At 67.0% G+C, this 18,388-nt stretch carries 17 protein-coding genes; 10 read left to right on the top strand and 7 right to left on the bottom strand.

The window, feature by feature from the left end; all coding sequences use genetic code 11:
* Positions 1-2 precede the first annotated feature (2 nt).
* Positions 3-1,916 carry a tetratricopeptide repeat protein gene (locus CQ039_RS06275; RefSeq protein WP_233190183.1) on the bottom strand — a complete coding sequence of 638 codons (1,914 nt, stop codon included), beginning with the start codon at positions 1,914-1,916 and terminating at the stop codon, positions 3-5.
* A gap of 40 nt (positions 1,917-1,956) precedes the next feature.
* Entirely contained in the window at positions 1,957-3,606 is a 1,650-nt protein-coding gene (locus CQ039_RS06270) for an electron transfer flavoprotein-ubiquinone oxidoreductase (protein ID WP_233190186.1), read from the bottom strand.
* A gap of 191 nt (positions 3,607-3,797) precedes the next feature.
* On the opposite strand from CQ039_RS06270, the gene CQ039_RS06265 reads away from it, so the two are divergent.
* Complete coding sequence (locus CQ039_RS06265) at positions 3,798-4,610, top strand: uracil-DNA glycosylase family protein (protein ID WP_105563073.1); 813 nt, start codon at positions 3,798-3,800, stop codon at positions 4,608-4,610.
* Positions 4,611-4,704: 94 nt separating this feature from the next.
* Positions 4,705-6,396 carry a lytic transglycosylase domain-containing protein gene (locus CQ039_RS06260; protein ID WP_105563074.1) on the top strand — a complete coding sequence of 564 codons (1,692 nt, stop codon included), beginning with the start codon at positions 4,705-4,707 and terminating at the stop codon, positions 6,394-6,396.
* Positions 6,397-6,589: 193 nt separating this feature from the next.
* On the opposite strand, the gene CQ039_RS06255 is transcribed toward CQ039_RS06260, so the two are convergent.
* Positions 6,590-7,246 (bottom strand): glutathione S-transferase family protein, encoded by a 657-nt coding sequence (locus CQ039_RS06255; RefSeq protein ID WP_105563075.1) that lies wholly within the window; start codon positions 7,244-7,246, stop codon positions 6,590-6,592.
* A 29-nt stretch (positions 7,247-7,275) separates the two neighbouring features.
* Positions 7,276-7,596: a multidrug efflux SMR transporter gene (locus tag CQ039_RS06250; protein ID WP_105563076.1), complete on the bottom strand. Its 321-nt coding sequence runs from the start codon at positions 7,594-7,596 to the stop codon at positions 7,276-7,278.
* A gap of 317 nt (positions 7,597-7,913) precedes the next feature.
* Between CQ039_RS06250 and purB the strand changes: the two genes are divergently transcribed.
* The 3 genes from purB (at position 7,914) to CQ039_RS06235 (ending at position 10,460) form a co-directional block, all read left to right on the top strand.
* Positions 7,914-9,215, top strand: a complete 1,302-nt coding sequence (gene purB, locus CQ039_RS06245) for an adenylosuccinate lyase (RefSeq protein WP_105563077.1) — start codon at positions 7,914-7,916, stop codon at positions 9,213-9,215.
* Between the two features lie 3 nt (positions 9,216-9,218).
* The gene (locus CQ039_RS06240) at positions 9,219-9,713 is read left to right on the top strand and encodes a DNA-deoxyinosine glycosylase (RefSeq protein ID WP_105563078.1); all 495 of its coding nucleotides are present in this window, start codon (positions 9,219-9,221) and stop codon (positions 9,711-9,713) included.
* Between the two features lie 114 nt (positions 9,714-9,827).
* Positions 9,828-10,460, top strand: coding sequence for a fasciclin domain-containing protein (locus CQ039_RS06235; protein ID WP_105563079.1), 633 nt, complete (start codon positions 9,828-9,830; stop codon positions 10,458-10,460).
* A 76-nt stretch (positions 10,461-10,536) separates the two neighbouring features.
* Here CQ039_RS06235 and CQ039_RS06230 read toward each other — a convergent pair whose 3' ends face one another.
* From CQ039_RS06230 to CQ039_RS06220, 3 genes are all read right to left on the bottom strand, one after another.
* Positions 10,537-11,001 carry a hypothetical protein gene (locus CQ039_RS06230; RefSeq protein ID WP_146112074.1) on the bottom strand — a complete coding sequence of 155 codons (465 nt, stop codon included), beginning with the start codon at positions 10,999-11,001 and terminating at the stop codon, positions 10,537-10,539.
* A 64-nt stretch (positions 11,002-11,065) separates the two neighbouring features.
* On the bottom strand, positions 11,066-11,776 hold the full coding sequence (locus tag CQ039_RS06225; RefSeq protein WP_105689989.1) for a sterol desaturase family protein: 711 nt from the start codon (positions 11,774-11,776) through the stop codon (positions 11,066-11,068).
* Between the two features lie 102 nt (positions 11,777-11,878).
* The gene (locus tag CQ039_RS06220; protein WP_105563082.1) at positions 11,879-12,202 is read right to left on the bottom strand and encodes a DUF1476 domain-containing protein; all 324 of its coding nucleotides are present in this window, start codon (positions 12,200-12,202) and stop codon (positions 11,879-11,881) included.
* A 264-nt stretch (positions 12,203-12,466) separates the two neighbouring features.
* Between CQ039_RS06220 and purC the strand changes: the two genes are divergently transcribed.
* The 5 genes from purC to CQ039_RS06195 all read left to right on the top strand — a co-directional run bounded on the left by purC (position 12,467) and on the right by CQ039_RS06195 (position 18,387).
* Complete coding sequence (gene purC / locus CQ039_RS06215) at positions 12,467-13,225, top strand: phosphoribosylaminoimidazolesuccinocarboxamide synthase (RefSeq protein ID WP_105563083.1); 759 nt, start codon at positions 12,467-12,469, stop codon at positions 13,223-13,225.
* Positions 13,225-13,464 carry a phosphoribosylformylglycinamidine synthase subunit PurS gene (purS, locus tag CQ039_RS06210; protein WP_105563084.1) on the top strand — a complete coding sequence of 80 codons (240 nt, stop codon included), beginning with the start codon at positions 13,225-13,227 and terminating at the stop codon, positions 13,462-13,464. The genes purC and purS overlap by 1 nt, the downstream gene beginning before the upstream one ends.
* Before the next feature lie 117 nt (positions 13,465-13,581).
* Positions 13,582-14,808 (top strand): tRNA 2-thiouridine(34) synthase MnmA, encoded by a 1,227-nt coding sequence (gene mnmA / locus CQ039_RS06205; RefSeq protein ID WP_233194704.1) that lies wholly within the window; start codon positions 13,582-13,584, stop codon positions 14,806-14,808.
* A 285-nt stretch (positions 14,809-15,093) separates the two neighbouring features.
* Entirely contained in the window at positions 15,094-16,311 is a 1,218-nt protein-coding gene (locus CQ039_RS06200; RefSeq protein ID WP_105563085.1) for an RtcB family protein, read from the top strand.
* 147 nt (positions 16,312-16,458) lie between these two features.
* Positions 16,459-18,387 carry a S9 family peptidase gene (locus CQ039_RS06195; protein WP_105563086.1) on the top strand — a complete coding sequence of 643 codons (1,929 nt, stop codon included), beginning with the start codon at positions 16,459-16,461 and terminating at the stop codon, positions 18,385-18,387.
* The last annotated feature ends 1 nt before the right edge of the window (position 18,388 follow it).

The raw sequence follows: 18,388 nt of genomic DNA, 5'->3' as shown, positions 1-18,388 counted from the left end.
GATCAGTCCGAAACGCCCGCGCCGCTGTCGTCGGTCGGTTCCTGACCCAGCTTGTCGCGCAGTTTGGCCTCGACCTCGGCCTTGCGCTCAGCCTCGACGTCCAGCGTCAGGACGCGGTTCCACTGGAAGCCCGCCTCGCGCTGACGGCCCACGGCCCAGTAGGCGTCGCCCAGGTGGTCGTTGATCTCGGCGTTGGCGGGCTCCTTGGCCACGGCCTCCTCCAGCGTCGTCACCGCCACGTCGAACTGGCCCCGGCGATACTGGGCCCAACCCAGCGAGTCCTGGATATTGCCGTCCGAGGGATCGGCGGCATGGGCGCGCGCGATCATCTCGGCCCCCTGCTCGACTCGCGTGCCGCTGTCGACCCAGAGGTAGCCGAGGTAGTTGAGCACCGTCGGATTGTTGGGCTGCTTCTGCAAGGCGGCCCACAGTTCCGCTTCGGCCTCGGGCTTGCGGTTCAGGGCCTCATAGGCGGCGCCGCGCAAGAAGTTCACCTCGAACCCCTGGTCGGCGACATTGAGCAGAGGGCCGTTCAAGACCGTCAGCGCCTCGTCATATCGCTTCATCTGCACCAGTTGGCCGGCCAGCAGATAGGCCACGCCGGCCTCGTTGGGACGCGTGTCCGCGGCGCGGCGAAGCTCAGCCAGGGCTTCGTCGGCCATTCCGTCCTTTTCAAAGCTGAGCGCGCTCTGAACCCGCGCCGCCGCATACAGCTCCGCGTCCTCTGGCCCCACCTGGGCCAGGGCGGCGCGAGCCGCCGGCTCGAGCTCGGCTTGCTGCAGGGTCTGGCCGATCAGAAAGCGATTCTCGTTGGTCGGTTCGAGGTTCAGCGCCAGCCGGAGATAGACCACCCCGAATTCCAGAACGCGCTGAGCGATGGCCTGATCGGCGGCGGTCTTCAGCGCCATGGCCGCGCCCTGACGATAGGTCGGCGCAGCCGGTGGACGCCCCTTGGCCAGCACCCGCGCGTGGGCAGACAGCGTCATTCGATCGGTCGCACCCGCCGTGACGGCCGCGTCATACTGCACCAGAGCCTCGTCGCGCTTGCCGCGCCGCTCCAGGAATTCGCCGTAGGGCAGGCGGAACAGGCGCGAGGCCAGTGCATGACTGGTCAGGTCGCGCCATTCGGCGTCGGCCTCGTCATAGCGGCGACGTTGCTCCAGCAGCCGGGCGCGATTGGCGCGCGCCACCAGGGTGCTGATCGGGTCGAGATCTGTCGGCGGAACCGCCAGGGCGCGATCCCAGTCTCCCGCCGCCGCCGCGATCCACGGCGCGACATAGAGGCCCGCGCGCCTGTGCGGTTCACCGATGGGGCCGGACTTCAGCACGGTGTTGGCCTGGCGCGCGTCGCCATGGACAAAGGCCTGCACCGCCGCGACCAGACGCCCGGCCTGGACGATGACCGGCGAGACGCCCTCCCCCTCCGGCGCAATTCGGGCGGCGACGTCGAGGTCGCCCGCCAGCAGGGAGGCGGTAAAGGCCTGTTCGCGCACGCGAGGCTGTTCCGGTGTCAGGGCCTCGACCCGCGCCAGATAGTCGGCCCCCGCCTCGCTCTCGCCGCTGGTCAGGGCGTTGCGGCCCGCCAGGTAGTAGCCGTAGGCGCTGCGTCCCTCGGCGTCGGTCGGAATCGGCGCCCAGATCGCGGGGATGGGCGGGGTCTCGGGCGTCGCCGGCGTCTCGGCGATGATGATTTCAGGGTCCTGGCCCTCAGCGTCGGGGCTTTCAGCATCCGGGACAGTTGCGTCAGGTTCCAAAGACGGCTCAGCCTCGACGGCCGGCTCGACCGGAACAGGCGCGGCCTCGATGGGCGGCGCCTCCTGCGCCAGAGACGGCGCGGCCATGCCCAACGCGATCAGCGAGGCGGCGGCGAACAGGGCGGAGCGGCGGAAGGCGAAGCGCATGGGCGGACCCTTCACGCTTTCCCTCCCGCCCGCAAGAGGCTGAAACCTCTAGGCCTTACATGTTCGGATAGTTGGGGCCGCCGCCGCCTTCCGGCGTGGTCCAGACGATGTTCTGCGACGGGTCCTTGATGTCGCATGTTTTGCAGTGGACGCAGTTCTGGGCGTTGATCTGGAAGCGCGGGTTCTGGCCCTGCTCGTCGGTCAGCACCTCATAGACGCCCGCCGGGCAATAGAGCCGCGCCGGTTCGCCATACTTGGGCAGGTTGACGCTGATCGGCACGCTAGGGTTCAGCAGCTTCAGGTGGGCCGGCTGATCCTCGGCGTGGTTGGTATTCGAGATGAAGACGCTGGACAGCTTGTCGAACGACAGCTTGCCGTCCGGCTTGGGGTAGGTGATCGGCTTGAAGTCCTTGGCCAGGCCGGTCGAGGCCGCGTCCGTCTTGGTGTGCTTCATGGTGCCGAAGACCGAGAAACCGCCGGTCAGGTGGTTGACCCACATGTCGAACATGCTGACCGCGCCGCCCATCATGGTGCCCAGCTTGGACAGCATGGGCTTGGCGTTACGGACGATCTTCAGCTCCTTATAGACCCACGACGCCTTGTAGGCCTCTTCGTAGGCCTCCAGCACGTCGCCCTCGCGGCCTGCGATCACAGCCTCATAGGCGGCGTCGGCGGCCAGCATGCCGGTCTTCATGGCGTTGTGGGTGCCCTTGATGCGCGGCACGTTCACGAAGCCCGCCGAGCAGCCGATCAGGGCGCCGCCAGGGAAGGCCAGCTTGGGCACCGACTGGAAGCCGCCCTCGGTGATGGCGCGGGCGCCATAGGAGATGCGCGTGCCGCCCTCCAGATGCTCGGCGATGGCCGGATGGTGCTTGAACTGCTGGAACTCGTCGAAGGGCGACAGATAGGGGTTCTGATAGTTCAGGTGCACCACGAAGCCGACGGACACGTAGCGGTCGCCGAAGTGATACAGGAACGATCCGCCGCCCGTCTTGTCGTCCAGCGGCCAGCCGGTCGTGTGCTGAACCAGGCCGGGCTGGTGCTTCTCGGCCGGGATCTGCCACAGCTCCTTCAGGCCGATGCCGAACTTCTGCGGGTCCGAGTTCGCCGTCAGGTCGTGGCGGGCCATGATGGTCTTGGCCAGCGAGCCGCGCACGCCCTCGGCGATGAAGACATACTTGCCGTGCAGTTCCAGACCGGGCTGGAAGTCGCCGGTTGGCTTGCCTTCGCGGTCGATGCCGAAGACGCCGGCGACGACGCCCTTCACGCGGCCTGACGGCTCATCCCAGACGACGTGGCTGGCGGCCATGCCGGGATAGACCTCGACGCCCAGGGCCTCGGCCTGCTCGGCCAGCCAGCGCGCCACATTGCCCAGCGAGGCGATGTAGCAGCCGTGGTTGTGCATGAAGGGCGGCATGGCGAACATCGGCAGGGAGGCCTGGCCCTGCGGCCCCAGCACCAAGAACTTGTCGGTCTTGACCGGGGTCTCCAGCGGCGCGCCACGTTCCTTCCAGTCGGGGAAGAGCTCGTTCAGGGCCTTGGGATCGACCACGGCGCCCGACAGGATATGGCCGCCGATCTCGGCGGATTTCTCCAGAACGGCGACGGAGATTTCCTTACCGTCCTTCTCGGCGCGCTGTTTCAGGCGGATGGCGGCGGACAGGCCGGCGGGGCCGCCGCCGACGATGACGACGTCATATTCCATGATCTCGCGCTCGACGCCCTCAAGCGCCTCTGCGGGCGGCAGCTTGTCGATCACGGCTTCCTGCCAGGCGTTGATCGCGCCGCCTTCGATCGCTTGCTCAGCCATCTTCCCCTGAATCCTCGTTATCGTCGTGGTTATCTGCCTTATCATGAGGTGACGCAGCGGCGGTCAAGGCCTATCCCTGTCGAGGAATGACGCCCCAGCCCCTTGAGACCGCCGCAACCGAAGCCCTGCTCGCCTTTTGGCGCGATGCGGGGGTGGACGCCTGCTATCTGAACGAGCCGGTCGACCGCACGGTCTTCGTCGCTCCACCTGCACCGCAGATGCTGCAGAAGGCCGCCGCCACCGTCACCACCCTGCATGGGGGAATGTCAGGGGCCGACGCCGTGGCCGAGGCGCGCCGTGTCGCCGCCGCCGCCACGACCATGGACGACCTGGCGCAAGCGATCGCCGCCTTCGAGGGCTGCCCTCTGCGGGCCATGGGGGCCAAGCAGGCGGTGTTCGCGCGCGGCAATCCCAAGGGTTCGATCCTGCTGATCGGCGAGGCGCCGGGCGAAACCGAGGACCTGCGCGGCGAGCCCTTCGTCGGACAGGCCGGGCAACTGCTGGACCGGATGCTGGCGGCGGCAGGCCTGGCGGACCAAGCCTTCATGACCAACACCGTCTTCTGGAAGCCGCCCGGAAGCCGCTCGCCCTCGCCGCAGGAGCAGGCGGCCTGCGCCCCCTTCGTTGAGCGCGCCTTCGCCCTGATGCAGCCGAAAGCCGTGCTTCTGGTTGGAGCGGCGGCGGCGAAATCGGTGCTCGACACCGAGGAAGGCCTGATGAAGATTCGCGGTCAGTGGCGCGAGTGGCGGCTCGACGATGGCTCGGCGCGCGCCCCCGCCATGGCCACCTTGCACCCCGCCTTCCTGCTGCGTCAGCCCCAGGCCAAGCGAGTCGTCTGGGCCGACATGCTGTCGCTGACGGCGCGCCTGGATACGGCCCAGGTTGAGCCGAACGCCTGACTAGGGCATGGTTATCGGCTGACGACCAGTCCACAGAGCGCTGACAATCCCGACGTCGAGAAGGGAGCGGCGCCGACGAAGGGGGCCGCCGCGTATGTACCTTTTCCGCCGCGCGACCCTCGCGCCCCTGCTCGCTGCTGCGCTCTGCGCCACGATTGCGCCTGCCGCCCTGGCGGCTGAAAGCGGAGCCGATGACGGCGGAACGGCCTATGTCGCCAACGACTCCGATAGAACCCCCACGGCCCTGAGCAGTTCCGACCGGCTCAGCTACACCACCGCCTTTGACGCCCTGCGGCGCGGCGATCTGGAGCTGGCGCGCAGTTCGGCGCGACAGGCCCAGGACCGCATCCTGCTGGGCCAGGTCGAGTTCGAACGCCTGTTCCACCCCACCCATGTCGCTGCCTATGACGAACTGGCGGCCTGGCTGGAAACCTATTCCGACCTGCCGATGGCCCCGCGGGTCTATACCCTGGCCATGCGCCGCATCCCCGATGGCGCGCCCGAGCCGAAACGCCCCGGCAACCTGCTGGAACGCACTTGGGCCAGCGTGACCGGCGCCGGAAGCGGCGGCGTCACCGATCCGGCCAAGGCCGCTCGTGTGGCCCTGAACAATGATGACCTTCCGGGCGCCTATCGCACCGGCGCCGAGATGGGCGATTGGTGGAGCGCAGGGCTCGCCGCCTGGCGGATGAACGAGTTCTCTGACGCCTTCCGCGCCTTCGAACGCGTGGCCCAGGACCCGACCGAAGACCCCTGGGTCCGCGCGGGCGCCGCCTTCTGGACCGCCCGCGCCGCCGCCCAGTCGGGCCGCCAGGATCGCGTAACCGAATATCTGCGCCTGTGCGCGCGCTGGCCCGCCACCTTCTACGGCCAGGTCGCGCTGCGCCAGTTAGGCGAAGAACCGGTCATCGAGAACATGGGTCCGCGCGCCTATAGCGCCTCGGCTCAGCGCGCCAGCTTCACGCCCGAGCCGACTGGCGTCGATGCGCGCGAACTGAACGCCTTCATCCGCGCCGACGAAACCGCCCGTCGCACGGTCGCCCTCTATGAGGTCGGTCGCCGCAGCGAGGCCGAGGAAGCCGCCCGCACCGGGATGCGCAGCGCCGACGGCGACGCCGCCCGCCGCCTGTGGGCCGGCCTCTATCGCACCGTCGCTCCGAACCGCGCGGCCCAATCCGAGGCCAGCCGCATCGACGCCACGCGCTATCCCATGCCCGACCTTCAACCCGAAGGCGGCTTCACCATCGAGAAGGCGCTGGTTTACGCCATCGCGCGCAAGGAAACCGACTTCAACGCCAATGCCCGCTCCGGCGCCGGGGCCTATGGCATGATGCAGGTCATGCCGGCGACCGCCGCCTATATGACCGGGGATCAGGGCTATGTCCGTAGCCCCGAGCGGCTCTACGTCCCGGCCACCAACCTGAAGCTGGGCCAGGACTATGTGAACCGCCTGTTCCAGATCGAGTCCTTCCAGGGCGATCTACTGAAGGCCGTAGCCTCCTACAACGCCGGGCCGGGACCGATGCTGGCGGCGGGACGCAAGCTGGGGCCGGACGCCGACCCCCTGCTGCTGATCGAGACCATCGACGTGCCTCAGGCTCGTGAATACGTGGAAAAGGTCGTGGCGGCCTACTGGATCTATCAGCGAATGCTGGGCGCGCCGCTGAACACGCTGGACGCCGTGGCGTCAGGCGCCAAGACTGTGCCGATCCGTCTGGACTACGTCGCGCCGCCGCCGGCGCCGCTACAGGTGGCTGAAGCCGGCCCGGTCGCTGGAACGCGCTAGAGCCGCCTTAAACTACGCTGGACAGCAACATCGCCCAGACGAAGGCGAAGGCCAGGGCCGCGAGGAAATAGCCGCGCGCGGTCTTCCCCCAGTTGGTATTCCGGCTGATCGTCCGCATCGCCCATCCCCCACGGCCCGACGCCGTCAGGACAGATTGTAACATTACTCGTTAATCGCCGGTTTTCGGCCAAGCTTAAGCGGCGTTAGCCAGTGCGTCCTCGCCCCAGGCCAGGAAGTCGGGCTGGGCCAACAAGGTCTCAACATAGGCGCGAGCCACGCCGTCCGTGTCGCCGTGCGCGGCCAGGTCGATCTGGAAATGACGCACGCGCGCCGCGACCGGGGTGAAGAAGGCGTCGGCGATCGACCACTCGCCATAGAGATAATCGCCGCCTGCGCCGAAGCGGGCGCGCGCCTCACGGAAAATCTGCACCATACGGCGGATGTCGGCGGCCGTATCCTCGCCCGTCGGCGGCGGGCTGCGGTCGGGGCCCACCATGGAATGGTCCGGGGCCATGCCGCACTCGGTCCGCAAGGCCATGAAGCCGGCGTGCATCTCGCAGACCACCGACCGGGCCTGCCAGCGCGCAGGGGCGTCGGCGGGCCACAGCCGGGCCTCGGGATAGCGTTCGGCGCACCAGACCGAGATGGCCATGCTGTCCCAGATGGTCTCGCCGTCCACCTTCAGCACCGGCACGCGCCCGGCGGGCGAATGCCGCGCGATCTGCTCGGCGGTGTCGGGGCGGTTCAGACGGATGACCGTCTCGGTGAATTCCGCGCCGCAGCGCTTCAGCACCAGCCAGGGCCGCAGCGACCAGGTGGAATAGAGCTTGTCGCCGATCACCAGTTCCATAGTCGCCGCTCCTGCTGTGCTGTCGCCCATCAATGGCTGGACGAGAGCTTCAGCACAACCAGGCCCGAGATGATCAGCACCGCGCCCGCGACCCGCATGGGGGTGATCGGCTCGCCCAGCACCGCGATGCCGACGACGAAGGCGCCCACCGCGCCGATGCCGGTCCATATCACATAGGCGGTGCCCAGCGGCAGGGTCTTCATCGCCATCGACAGCAGGCCGAAGCTGATGATCATGAAGACGATGGTGCCGACCGTCTGCCACGGTTTCGAAAACCCGTCCGACGCCTTCATCAGGAAGGCCCAGACGATCTCGAACAGACCGGCGAGAAGAAGAAGAATCCAGGCCATGACAGTCTCCCTTACATGGCGAGCCGGGTCGTCCCGGCGATCATGCCCAGAATAAGGGAGAGGTCGTCCTCTGAGGCCCCTATCTGGGACAAGGGGGGAGGAAGTCAAGGTTTCGCACGTTCCTCCCCATTTCATGGGGAGGGGGACCACGAAGTGGTGGAGGGGGCGGCACAAAGGGCTGACGTCGAGTCGCCCCCTCCGTCACGTCGGCTTCGCCGCCGCGCCACCTCCCCATCGCTGCGCGACAGGGAGGAAAGACGCAAGTTTGCCCCGGTGAACCTTGACTCCCCGCCCGTCCCGCACGACACGACCGGTCCATGATCACGCGCTATACCCGCCCCGAAGCCGTCGCCATCTGGTCGCAAGAGACCAAGTACAAGATCTGGTTCGAGATCGAGGCCCACGCCGCCACCAAGATGGCGGAACTGGGCGTGATCCCCAAGGAATCGGCCGAGGCCATCTGGGCCAAGGGCAAGGACGTCGTCTTTGACGCCGACCGCATCGACGAGATCGAACGCACCACCAAGCACGACGTCATCGCCTTCCTGACCCATGTGTCGGAAATCGTCGGCGAGGAAGCCCGCTTCCTGCACCAGGGCATGACCTCCTCGGACGTGCTGGACACCTGCTTCGCGGTGCAACTGGCGCGCTCGACCGACCTGCTGCTGGGCGGCGTCGACCGCGTCCTGGCCGCGTTGGAAGTCCGCGCCAAGGAACACAAATACACCCCGACCGTCGGTCGCTCGCACGGCATCCACGCCGAGCCGGTGACCTTCGGCCTGAAGCTGGCCGGCTATCACGCCGAGTTCCAGCGCGCCAAACGCCGCCTGATCACGGCGCGCGAGGAAATCGCCACCTGCGCCATCTCGGGCGCCGTCGGCACCTTCGCCAACGTCGATCCGGCGGTTGAGCAGTACGTCGCCGACCAGATGGGTCTGGCCGTCGAGCCGGTCTCGACCCAGGTCATCCCGCGCGACCGTCACGCCGCCTACTTCGCCGCCCTGGGCGTCGTCGCCTCGTCGATCGAGCGCCTGGCCGTGGAAATCCGCCACCTGCAGCGCACCGAAGTCCTCGAAGCCGAGGAGTTCTTCGACAAGGGCCAGAAGGGCTCGTCGGCCATGCCGCACAAGCGCAACCCGATCCTCACCGAGAACCTGACCGGCCTGGCCCGTCTGGTCCGCTCGGCCGTGACCCCGGCGATGGAGAACGTCGCCCTGTGGCACGAGCGCGACATCAGCCACTCCTCGGTCGAGCGCGGCATCGGTCCCGACGCCACGGTCCACCTGGACTTCGCCCTGCACCGTCTGGCGGGCGTGGTCGAGCGCCTGAACGTCTATCCCGAGAATATGCAGAAGAACATCGACCGCCTAGGCGGTCTGGTGCACTCGCAACGGGTCATGCTGGCCCTGACCCAGGCCGGCGTGTCGCGTGAAGACGCCTATGCCGCGGTTCAGGAGAACGCCATGAAGGTCTGGCGCGGCGAAGGCGCCTTCCTCGACTTCCTCAAGGCCGACGCCCGCGTCACCCTGCCCCACGACCAGCTCGAAGCCCTGTTCGACCTCGGCTACCACACCAAGAACGTGGACGTGGTGTTCAAGCGGGTCTTCGGCGAGGGCTGATCCTTGCCCGCGCGTGCGGTCGGCTTCGAGCCTGTCGTTGACGACCGCACCCGCGTCCTGATCCTCGGCAGCCTGCCCGGCGACGCCTCGCTGAAGGCGGCCCAGTATTACGCCCACCCGCGCAACGGCTTCTGGCCCTTGATCGGCGACCTGCTGGGCGAGCCGCTGCCCGCCTTACCCTATGAAGAGCGCCTGATCCGGCTGAAGGCGCGCGGCGTTGGCCTGTGGGACGTGCTGGCCTCGGCGGAACGGTCGGGCAGCCTGGACGCCGCCATTCGTTCGCCCGAGGCCGCCGACCTGCATGGTCTGGTTTCAGGTCTGCCCCACCTGCGCGCCGTGGCCTTCAACGGCGGGCTGGCGGCGAAGCTGGGACGTCGCATTCTGGCGGACCTGCCAGGGATAGCTCTGATCGACCTGCCCTCCTCCAGCCCCGCGCACGCGCGGCCCCTGAATGAAAAGCGCGAGGCCTGGTCCGCCCTGTCGCCCTTTCTGAGCTGACGTCCTCGCGACCGATCACGCGTCGCGCCGGAAAATTTGAACCATTTGCCCTGCTCGCCCGTAGTTCTCCTCGACCCCGCCGCCCCTTCGAGCGGCCGTCGATGGAGAGACGCCATGAAAATGATCCGTACCGCCAGCCTCGCCACTGTATCCGCCGCCGCCCTGCTGGCCCTGGCTGCATGCGGCAATAACGAGACCAAGGTCGAAAAGGCGCCGACCGACGCCATGCCTGCCGATTCCGCCGCAATGGCGCCTGTCAGCACTGAGCCCATGGTCGGCGGCGTGGCCATGAACCCCGCCGATAACATCGTCGCCAACGCCTCCAAGGCGCCGAACCTGACCACCCTGGTCGCCGCGGTTCAGGCCGCAGGCCTGGCTGCCACGCTGCAAGGCGCCGGCCCCTTCACCGTCTTCGCCCCCGACAACGCCGCCTTCGAGAAAATTCCGGCCGCGACACGCGAAGGCCTGATGCAGCCGGCCCAGAAGGCGGCTCTGACCAAGATCCTGACCTATCACGTCGTGCCCGGCCGCCTGACCGCCGCCGACATCGCCGCCGAAGCCCAGAAGGGCGGCGGCACGGCCAGCCTGACCACGGTTCAGGGCGAGAAGCTGACGATCAGGGACGCCGGCGGCGGCCGCTGGACCATCACCGACGCCAAGGGCGGAACCTCGACCATCACCCAAGCCGACGTCGGCCAGTCGAACGGCGTGGTCCACGTCATCGACACGGTGCTTATGCCGAAATAGGCCTATCCGCGTCGCTCAATGCAAAAGGCCGCTGCCGGAGAACCGGCAGCGGCCTTGTTTCATGCCGATCCGAAGATCAAGCCGCGGTCGCGCGGAACCGGCGCGAAGCGAACACGCCGCCGCCGATCAGCAGCAGACCCGTCAGACCCCACAGGGTCCATTCACCGACCGTCGGGACAGGGGTGGGGGCGGCAAGGACCGTATGCGCACCGCCCGAAGTCGTGCCGACGCACGGACCAGTCGTAAACCTGCCCTGGATCGACCGCGCGCCCGCGACATTCAGGGCATTGGTGGAGCAAAAAGCTCCGCTGCCACCGACCACGCCTTGGCACAGGACCACATTGCCTCCGCCGGTGACGTCGCTGAACTCTGCCGTCGAGCCCGTGCAGACGCCGCCGACCGACCAGTTGAGCGTCACCGCCTGCCCGGCCGTCGATGGGTTCGGAGTCGTAGCGATCGGAACAATCCCCGCATGCGCCACGCCAGCGCCGATAGTCAAAGCCAGCGCAGCGCCTACCGCAAGCGAACGATACCCAGTCATGAAGCCCCCCAATAAAGCTTGACCATATCATCTGGGCTGTACGTCTGCCAGTCGAGCAGTCGCTTCAGGGCCGCAGGGGGGCAGCCAGGAGCGTGGTAAGGTGCGAAGCGCCCTCGTCCCCCTCGACCCCCAGCGCCATGCTCGCCCGTTCCGCAGCCGACCGCCTGCGATAGGTGCCGAATAGGCGGTCCCAGATCGACAGGACCATGCCGAAATTGCTGTTGCCCTCGTCCATTCGCACCGAGTGATGCACCCGATGCATCCCCGGCGTCACCAGCACCAGACGCAGCGCGCGGTCAATCGACTCAGGCAGTCGCACATCGGCATGGGTCACGAACTGCCACAGAGTGGTGATCAGCCCATAGGCCAGGACCACCAACAGCGGGACGCCCAGCACCGCAAAGACTATCAGTTGCAGGGCGACGCCGGCCAGGCTTTCGAGCGGATGATGGCGCACCCCGGTGGAGGCGTCCAAGACCGTGTCGGTGTGATGCGCCCGGTGCAGGCGCCACAGCCAGGGCACGCCATGGAACAGGGCGTGATTGAGATAGGCTAGCAGGTCGATCAGCAGGAAGGAGACGACGACCAGCAGCCAGGCGGGCAGCCCCAGTCCGGTCAGCGGCGGGAAGCGCAGCGCGCCCTGCAGCCAGGCTGCGCCTTTGAGGATCAGGGGCGAGGCCACGAAGACGACGCCGAAGCCGATCAGGAACAGGGCGGCATGGGCGAACCAGCGCCGCCCGCGCAGCCCCCGATCACCGCTGAGCGGAAACAGCATCTCCACGCCCGCCAGCGCGACAAACGCGAGAGCGGTGAGCAGCAACTGCCAATGTGAGGATTGAACGAGAAGCTCGGCCACGAACGCCTCTCGTTCAGAAACTTATTCGCCGGCGCGGATCTGTTCGCGAGCGATCGAGGCCAGTTCGTCCATCTTGGAGCGCAGTTCGCCCTCGGACACCGTCAGGCCCGAGGCCTTGAAGTCGCCGGCGATCTTGCGGAAGACGTCTTCCTCGCCCGGCTGTTCGAAGTCGGCGCGAACCACGGCGGCGGCGTACTGCTCGGCGCTGTCAGCCGACAGTTCCATCTTCTCGGCCGCCCACAGGCCCAGCATCTTGTTGCGACGCGCGATGGCCTTGAACTCTTGTTCCTGATCGAGGGCGAACTTGGTCTCGTAGCCCTTTTCCCGATCGTCGAAGGTCGTCATGCGCGTCGTAACTCCAGTCGCGGACGGAAAGTGAGGCCCGCATCGCCGTCTATACCCCCCTTCCATCCGAACGCAACCAGACTTGCGGTCGCGGTCCTGACGCTAGGTTACAGGAGGATATTTGTGTCACAGACGCCCTTCGGTTAAAGGGCGTCCGGTCTTATATAGCCGCCATCGATTCAGGATCGCGCCGCCCACAAATCGCCGGGCCGCGCGTTTTTCGTTTTGAGGCCGTCCGTTTCCTTCCCCTCCGGGACCCGATTGATGAACACCAAGCGCAAGAAGATCTACGAGGGCAAGGCCAAGATCCTTTACGAGGGTCCCGAGCCGGGCACCCTGGTCCAGTACTTCAAGGATGACGCCACCGCCTTCAACGCCCAGAAAAAGGCGACGCTGGAAGGCAAGGGCGTGATCAACAACCGCATCAGCGAGTTCATCATGTCGCGCCTGAACGGCATCGGCGTGACCAACCACTTCATCAAGCGCCTGAACCTGCGCGAGCAGCTGATCCGCGAAGTCGAGATCATTCCGCTGGAAGTCGTCTGCCGCAACGTCGTCGCCGGCTCGCTGGCCCAGCGCCTGGGCCAGGAAGAGGGCACTGCCCTGCCCCGTTCGATCATCGAATTCTACTACAAGAAGGATGAGCTGAACGACCCGATGGTGACGGAAGAGCACATCACGGCGTTCAACTGGGCCACGACCCAGGAGCTGGACGACATCCTGGCCATGACGGTCCGCGTCAACGACTACCTGTGCGGCATGTTCGGCGCCGTCGGCATCACCCTGGTCGACTTCAAGATCGAGTTCGGCCGGGTGTGGGAAAACGACTTCGCCCGCGTCATCCTGGCCGATGAGATCAGCCCCGACAGCTGCCGCCTGTGGGACTCGACTACCGGTGAAAAACTGGACAAGGACCGCTTCCGTCGCGACCTGGGCGACGTGATCGAAAGCTACACCGAGGTGGCCCGCCGCCTCGGCATCATGAAGGACATGCCGACCGTGATCCAAGGGGGACTGCACTAATGGCCAAGGTGAAAGTTCACGTCTTCCTGAAGCCCGGCGTCCTGGACGTTCAGGGCAAGGCCGTCGAAGGCGCCCTGCAGGGTCTGGGCTGGGCTGGCGTCGCCAACGCCCGCGTCGGCAAGATGATCGAGTTCGACCTCGACGACAGCGTGTCCGACAAGGAAGCCGAGGTGAAGCGCATGTGCGACACCCTCCTGGCCAATACGGTCATCGAAAGCTACCGGATCGAAGTCGCCTGAGGCGACGCCGCATCCGACGAAAAGGGCCGCTCGCAAGGGCGGCCTTTTTTGTTGCCCGGTCGCTGACGGCCAACGGTTTTCGTCCCATGCCTCGAAATCGAACGCAGGGGCCTCTATATGGCGGCAATGACCCTGGCTGATGACATTTGTCCCGTTCCGACCATCGCCCCCATGTCCGGCGCCGCCGACATGGACGCAGCGATCGAGAGCGCGCGACAGGCCGTCGGCCTGCCGGTCGGCGCGCGCGTGGTCGCGGCCATGTCGGGCGGGGTGGATTCCACCGTCGTCGCCGCCCTTCTGGCCAAGGCCGGCTATGACGTGGTCGGCGTCACCCTCCAGCTCTATGATCACGGAGCCGCCCTCAAGAAAAAGGGCGCCTGCTGCGCCGGGCAGGACATCCATGACGCCCGCCTGGCTGCCGAACTGATCGGCATTCCTCATTACGTCCTGGACTATGAAAGCCGCTTCAAGGACGCGGTCATCGACCAGTTCGCGGATAGCTATCTGAAGGGTCAGACGCCGGTCCCCTGCATCCGCTGCAATCAGACGGTCAAGTTCCGCGACCTGCTGGATGTCGCCCGCGACCTGGGCGCCGAGGCCATGGCCACCGGCCACTACGTCCGCCGCGCCGCCGTCGGAAACCGCTCGCAGATGCGCAAGGCGATCGACCACTCGCGCGACCAGTCCTACTTCCTGTTCGCCACCACCCAGGCCCAGCTCGACTATCTGCGCTTCCCCCTGGCCGATCTGGAAAAGCCCCAGGTCCGCGGCGTCGCCGCCGCTCTTGGCCTGCGCATCGCCGCCAAGCCGGACAGCCAGGACATCTGCTTCGTGCCGTCGGGCGACTATCGCACCCTGATCGACCGTCTGCGTCCGCAGGGGCGCGAAGCGGGCGAGATCGTCCACATGGACGGCCGGGTTCTGGGTCAGCACGGCGGCATCACCGACTACACCATCGGCCAGCGCCGGGGGTTGAACGTCGCCGTGGGCGAGCCCCTGTTCGTCACCAAGCTGGACCCCGACAACCGCCGCGTCATCGTCGGTCCGCGCGAGGCCCTGCTGACCGCCAGCCTGGTGCTGGAAGAAACCAACTGGCTGGGCGACCAGGCCACGATCGAGGAAGCCGCCCGCGACGGCGCCCCCGTCCTGGCCCGCGTCCGCTCGACCCGACAGCCCTCCCCCGCCCATCTGAGCCTGAGCGAGGACGGCGTCGTCTCAATCGTCTTCGAGGAAGGCGAAGAAGGCGTCGCGCCAGGTCAGGCCTGCGCCCTCTACGATCCTGCCGATCCCGACCGCGTCCTGGGCGGCGGCTTCATCAGCGGCACAACGGCGGTGGCCGCCTGATTTTCGGGCTTGGCGGGCGCCTCTGTCACCTGTAGAAGCCCCGCTCCGAAATCGAGAAACCCATGTTCTTCAATATTCACCCTTCGCAACGGCCCCTGACCGTCGACCGCCTGCCGGTCGAGGGCAAAGGCGCGTGCGTGGGAGGGATGTAGAAGAGCCAGCGGTCATTCGACTTCGGTTTTCCAGCAACCCCTCCCGCCACCGGCCGGAGGGGTTTCTTGTCTGTGCAAGCGAAACCCTCCGTCCGGTCCAGGAGGATCACAGACAGGAGAGGAGACGTCGGCCATGCGTGGCTATGACGTAATCGAAAGCCCGGGCGTGCCGATCAAGGCCTGGACCCGGGGCGTGCCCATCGAGGATGCGGCGCTGAAGCAGTTGAAGAACGTGGCCTCGCTGCCCTTCATCCACAAACACGTCGCAGTCATGCCCGACGTGCACTGGGGCATGGGGGCGACGGTCGGCTCTGTGATCCCGACGCTGAAGGCGATCATTCCCGCCGCAGTGGGCGTGGACATCGGCTGCGGCATGATGGCGGTGCGGACCTCGATCCGCGCCGAGCACCTGCCGGACGACCTGTCGGGCATCCGTTCCGCCATCGAGGCAGCGGTCCCGCACGGCCGCACCGACAACGGCGGGCGCAACGACAAGGGCGCCTGGCAATCGGAGCCCCCGGCCCCGGCCGCGGCGCGCTGGGCCGAGCTGAAGGCGGGCTACGACGCCGTGATCGAGCGCCATCCCAAGGCCGGCCACCCGCGCGGCTACGGCCACCTGGGCACGCTCGGCACCGGCAACCACTTCATCGAGCTGTGCGTCGACGAGGCGGACGACGTCTGGGTGATGCTGCACTCCGGCTCGCGCGGGGTAGGCAACCGCTTCGGGACCTACTTCATCGAGCGGGCCAAACACGAAGCCCGTCGCTGGCATCTGAACCTGCCCGATCAGGACCTGGCCTACTTCCCGGAAGGGACGGACGGATTCAACGACTATGTCCGAGCGGTGTCGTGGGCGCAGAAGTACGCGCGCGCCAACCGCGAGGTGATGATGGAGCAGGTGCTGGGCGTGCTGACGGCCATCTGGCCTGATCTGACGACGACGAAGGAGGCGGTGAACTGTCACCACAACTACGTCTCGAAGGAGAAGCACTTCGGCCAGGACGTCTTCCTGACCCGCAAGGGCGCGGTGTCGGCCAAGGACGGCGAACTGGGCATCATTCCCGGTTCAATGGGGGCCAAGTCCTTCATCGTGCGCGGAAAGGGCAATGCGGACAGCTTCTGCACCTGCTCTCACGGCGCCGGGCGGGCCATGAGCCGAACCGAGGCCAAGCGCCGCTTCACGGTGGAGGACCACGTCCGCGCCACTCAAGGCGTCGAGTGCCGCAAGGACGCTGATGTGATCGACGAAACCCCGATGGCCTACAAGGACATCGACGCGGTCATCGCGGCCCAGGCCGACCTGATCGAGGTCGTGCACACCCTGCGTCAAGTGGTGTGCGTCAAGGGATGACGGGAGCCGGTCGTGCGAAAGCGCGGCCGGCTTTCGTAGTTCCGGGCCCGACGTGGCAGAACCCCGCTCATTAAGTTTTCGACAGAGCGCATCTGGCGGACCATGCTAACGCCTCATCAGGTCATCACGCACCTCAAGAGGCTCCGAATGCGCTCCTTCGCCTGCATGGTTTCCGCCCTGGCGCTCGCCGCCGCCGTCCCTGCCCTCGCCGCCGAACCGACCGCGCCCGCACCGGCCACGTCCGTCGCCGTCTCGCCCTACACCGCCGCCCAGTTCTTCGAGACGACCAGTTTCTCGATGGCCAACCCAGACGGCCTGGCCTTTTCCGAGGGCCGCAGCCACGTCCTGATCTCGTCGGACAAGAGCGGCGTGTTCAACGCCTATGCCCTGCCCGTCGCGGGCGGCGCCCCCGTGCCGCTGACCGCTTCGACGACCAACGCCACCTTCGCCCAGAGCTATTTCCCCGACGGTCGCCGTGTCCTGGTGGCGGCTGACGGGGGCGGCGACGAACTGACCCATATCTATGTGCGCGAGACGGATGGGACACTGCGCGACCTGACGCCGGGCGACAAGCTGAAGGCGGGCTTCGTCGGCTTCAGCGACGATGGTCGGACCTTCTGGCTGACCAGCAACGAACGCGACGCCGAGGTCTTCGACCTCTACGCCTATGACACTGGCACCTATGAGCGGAAGCTGATCTTCCAGAACCCCGGCATGGATCTGGCGGCGGTGTCCGGCGACGGTCGGCTGGTCGCCCTGACCAAGTCCCACACCAGCGCCAACTCGGACATCTACCTGGCCGATCTTCAGGCGGGCGGCGAGCCCTATCTGATCTCCCAGCACACCGGTGACGTCGCCTATGAGGTCAATGATTTCGGCCCCTTCAACGCGACCCTGATCTACACCAGCAATCAGGACGGCGAGTTCAGTCAGGCCTATGCCTATGACATCGCCAACAAGGCCCACAACCGCACCACCCAGGCCGACTGGGACGTCATGTATGTCTCGTTCTCGCCCAACGGCCGCTACCGCGTCACGGCGGTCAACGCCGACGCCTCGACCGAACTGACCATCGAGGATGCTCAGACCCGCGCGCCCATCCGGCTGACCGGCCTGCCGCAGGGCGACATCACCGGGGTGCGCTTCGATCCTGGCGCCGATCTGGCCGCCTTCACCGTGGTGTCCGACACCTCGCCCGCCGATGTCTTCGTCGCTGACCTGTCCACCGGCCAGGCACGTCGCCTGACCCACGCCCTGAACCCGGCCATCAAGGAAAGCGATCTGGTCGAGGCGTCCATCGTCCGTTACCCGGGCGAGGGCGGGGTGATGGTTCCCGCGGTCCTCTATCGACCCAAGGCCGCCTCAGCGGCCCACCCGGCCCCGGCGGTCGTTCTGGTCCACGGCGGACCGGGTGGCCAGACGCGACGCGGCTATTCCGCCATGGTCCAGCACCTGGTCAATCACGGCTATGCCGTGCTGGGGGCCAACAACAGAGGCTCGTCCGGCTACGGCAAGACCTTCTTCCACATGGACGACAAGAAGCACGGCGAGGCCGATCTGCGCGACATCGTCGCCGGCGGCGACTGGCTGCGGGCCCAGGACTGGGTGGCCGACGATCAGGTCGCGGTCATGGGCGGTTCCTACGGCGGTTACATCACCGCGGCGGCCCTGGCCTTCCACCCCGAGAAGTTCGAGGCGGGCATCGACATCTTCGGCGTGACCAACTGGGTGCGGACCCTGCAATCCATCCCCGCCTGGTGGGGCGCGCAGCGCGTGGCCCTGTTTGACGAGATGGGCGATCCGGCGGTCGACGCCGAACGCCACCGCGCCATCTCGCCCCTGTTCCACGCCGACAAGATCCGCCGCCCCCTGCTGGTGGTGCAAGGCGCCAACGACCCGCGCGTGCTTCAGGTCGAGAGCGACGAACTGGTCGAAAAGGTTCGCGCCAACAATGTGCCGGTCGAATACGTCGTCTTCCCCGACGAGGGCCACGGCTTCCAGCGCCGCGCCAACCGCATCACCGCGCAGGAAGCCTATCTGGCCTTCCTGAACCGCTACGTCCGCAAGGCCGACTAAG

The organism is Brevundimonas sp. MYb52, assembly GCF_002979535.1.
Lineage (GTDB): Bacteria > Pseudomonadota > Alphaproteobacteria > Caulobacterales > Caulobacteraceae > Brevundimonas.
This window is presented reverse-complemented; position numbering and strand designations above follow the sequence as displayed.

Bases quoted from the DNA above. Each gene is read 5' to 3' on its own strand.
- CQ039_RS06200 (WP_105563085.1), top strand. From the start codon at position 15,094: ATGCGTGGCTATGACGTAATCGAAAGCCCGGGCGTGCCGATCAAGGCC.
- CQ039_RS06260 (WP_105563074.1), top strand. From the start codon at position 4,705: ATGTACCTTTTCCGCCGCGCGACCCTCGCGCCCCTGCTCGCTGCTGCG.
- CQ039_RS06220 (WP_105563082.1), bottom strand. From the start codon at position 12,202: ATGACGACCTTCGACGATCGGGAAAAGGGCTACGAGACCAAGTTCGCC.
- CQ039_RS06265 (WP_105563073.1), top strand. From the start codon at position 3,798: ATGACGCCCCAGCCCCTTGAGACCGCCGCAACCGAAGCCCTGCTCGCC.
- CQ039_RS06250 (WP_105563076.1), bottom strand. From the start codon at position 7,596: ATGGCCTGGATTCTTCTTCTTCTCGCCGGTCTGTTCGAGATCGTCTGG.
- purS (WP_105563084.1), top strand. From the start codon at position 13,225: ATGGCCAAGGTGAAAGTTCACGTCTTCCTGAAGCCCGGCGTCCTGGAC.
- purB (WP_105563077.1), top strand. From the start codon at position 7,914: ATGATCACGCGCTATACCCGCCCCGAAGCCGTCGCCATCTGGTCGCAA.
- CQ039_RS06255 (WP_105563075.1), bottom strand. From the start codon at position 7,246: ATGGAACTGGTGATCGGCGACAAGCTCTATTCCACCTGGTCGCTGCGG.
- CQ039_RS06230 (WP_146112074.1), bottom strand. From the start codon at position 11,001: ATGACTGGGTATCGTTCGCTTGCGGTAGGCGCTGCGCTGGCTTTGACT.
- purC (WP_105563083.1), top strand. From the start codon at position 12,467: ATGAACACCAAGCGCAAGAAGATCTACGAGGGCAAGGCCAAGATCCTT.
- CQ039_RS06225 (WP_105689989.1), bottom strand. From the start codon at position 11,776: ATGCTGTTTCCGCTCAGCGGTGATCGGGGGCTGCGCGGGCGGCGCTGG.
- CQ039_RS06235 (WP_105563079.1), top strand. From the start codon at position 9,828: ATGAAAATGATCCGTACCGCCAGCCTCGCCACTGTATCCGCCGCCGCC.
- CQ039_RS06195 (WP_105563086.1), top strand. From the start codon at position 16,459: ATGCGCTCCTTCGCCTGCATGGTTTCCGCCCTGGCGCTCGCCGCCGCC.
- mnmA (WP_233194704.1), top strand. From the start codon at position 13,582: ATGGCGGCAATGACCCTGGCTGATGACATTTGTCCCGTTCCGACCATC.
- CQ039_RS06270 (WP_233190186.1), bottom strand. From the start codon at position 3,606: ATGGAATATGACGTCGTCATCGTCGGCGGCGGCCCCGCCGGCCTGTCC.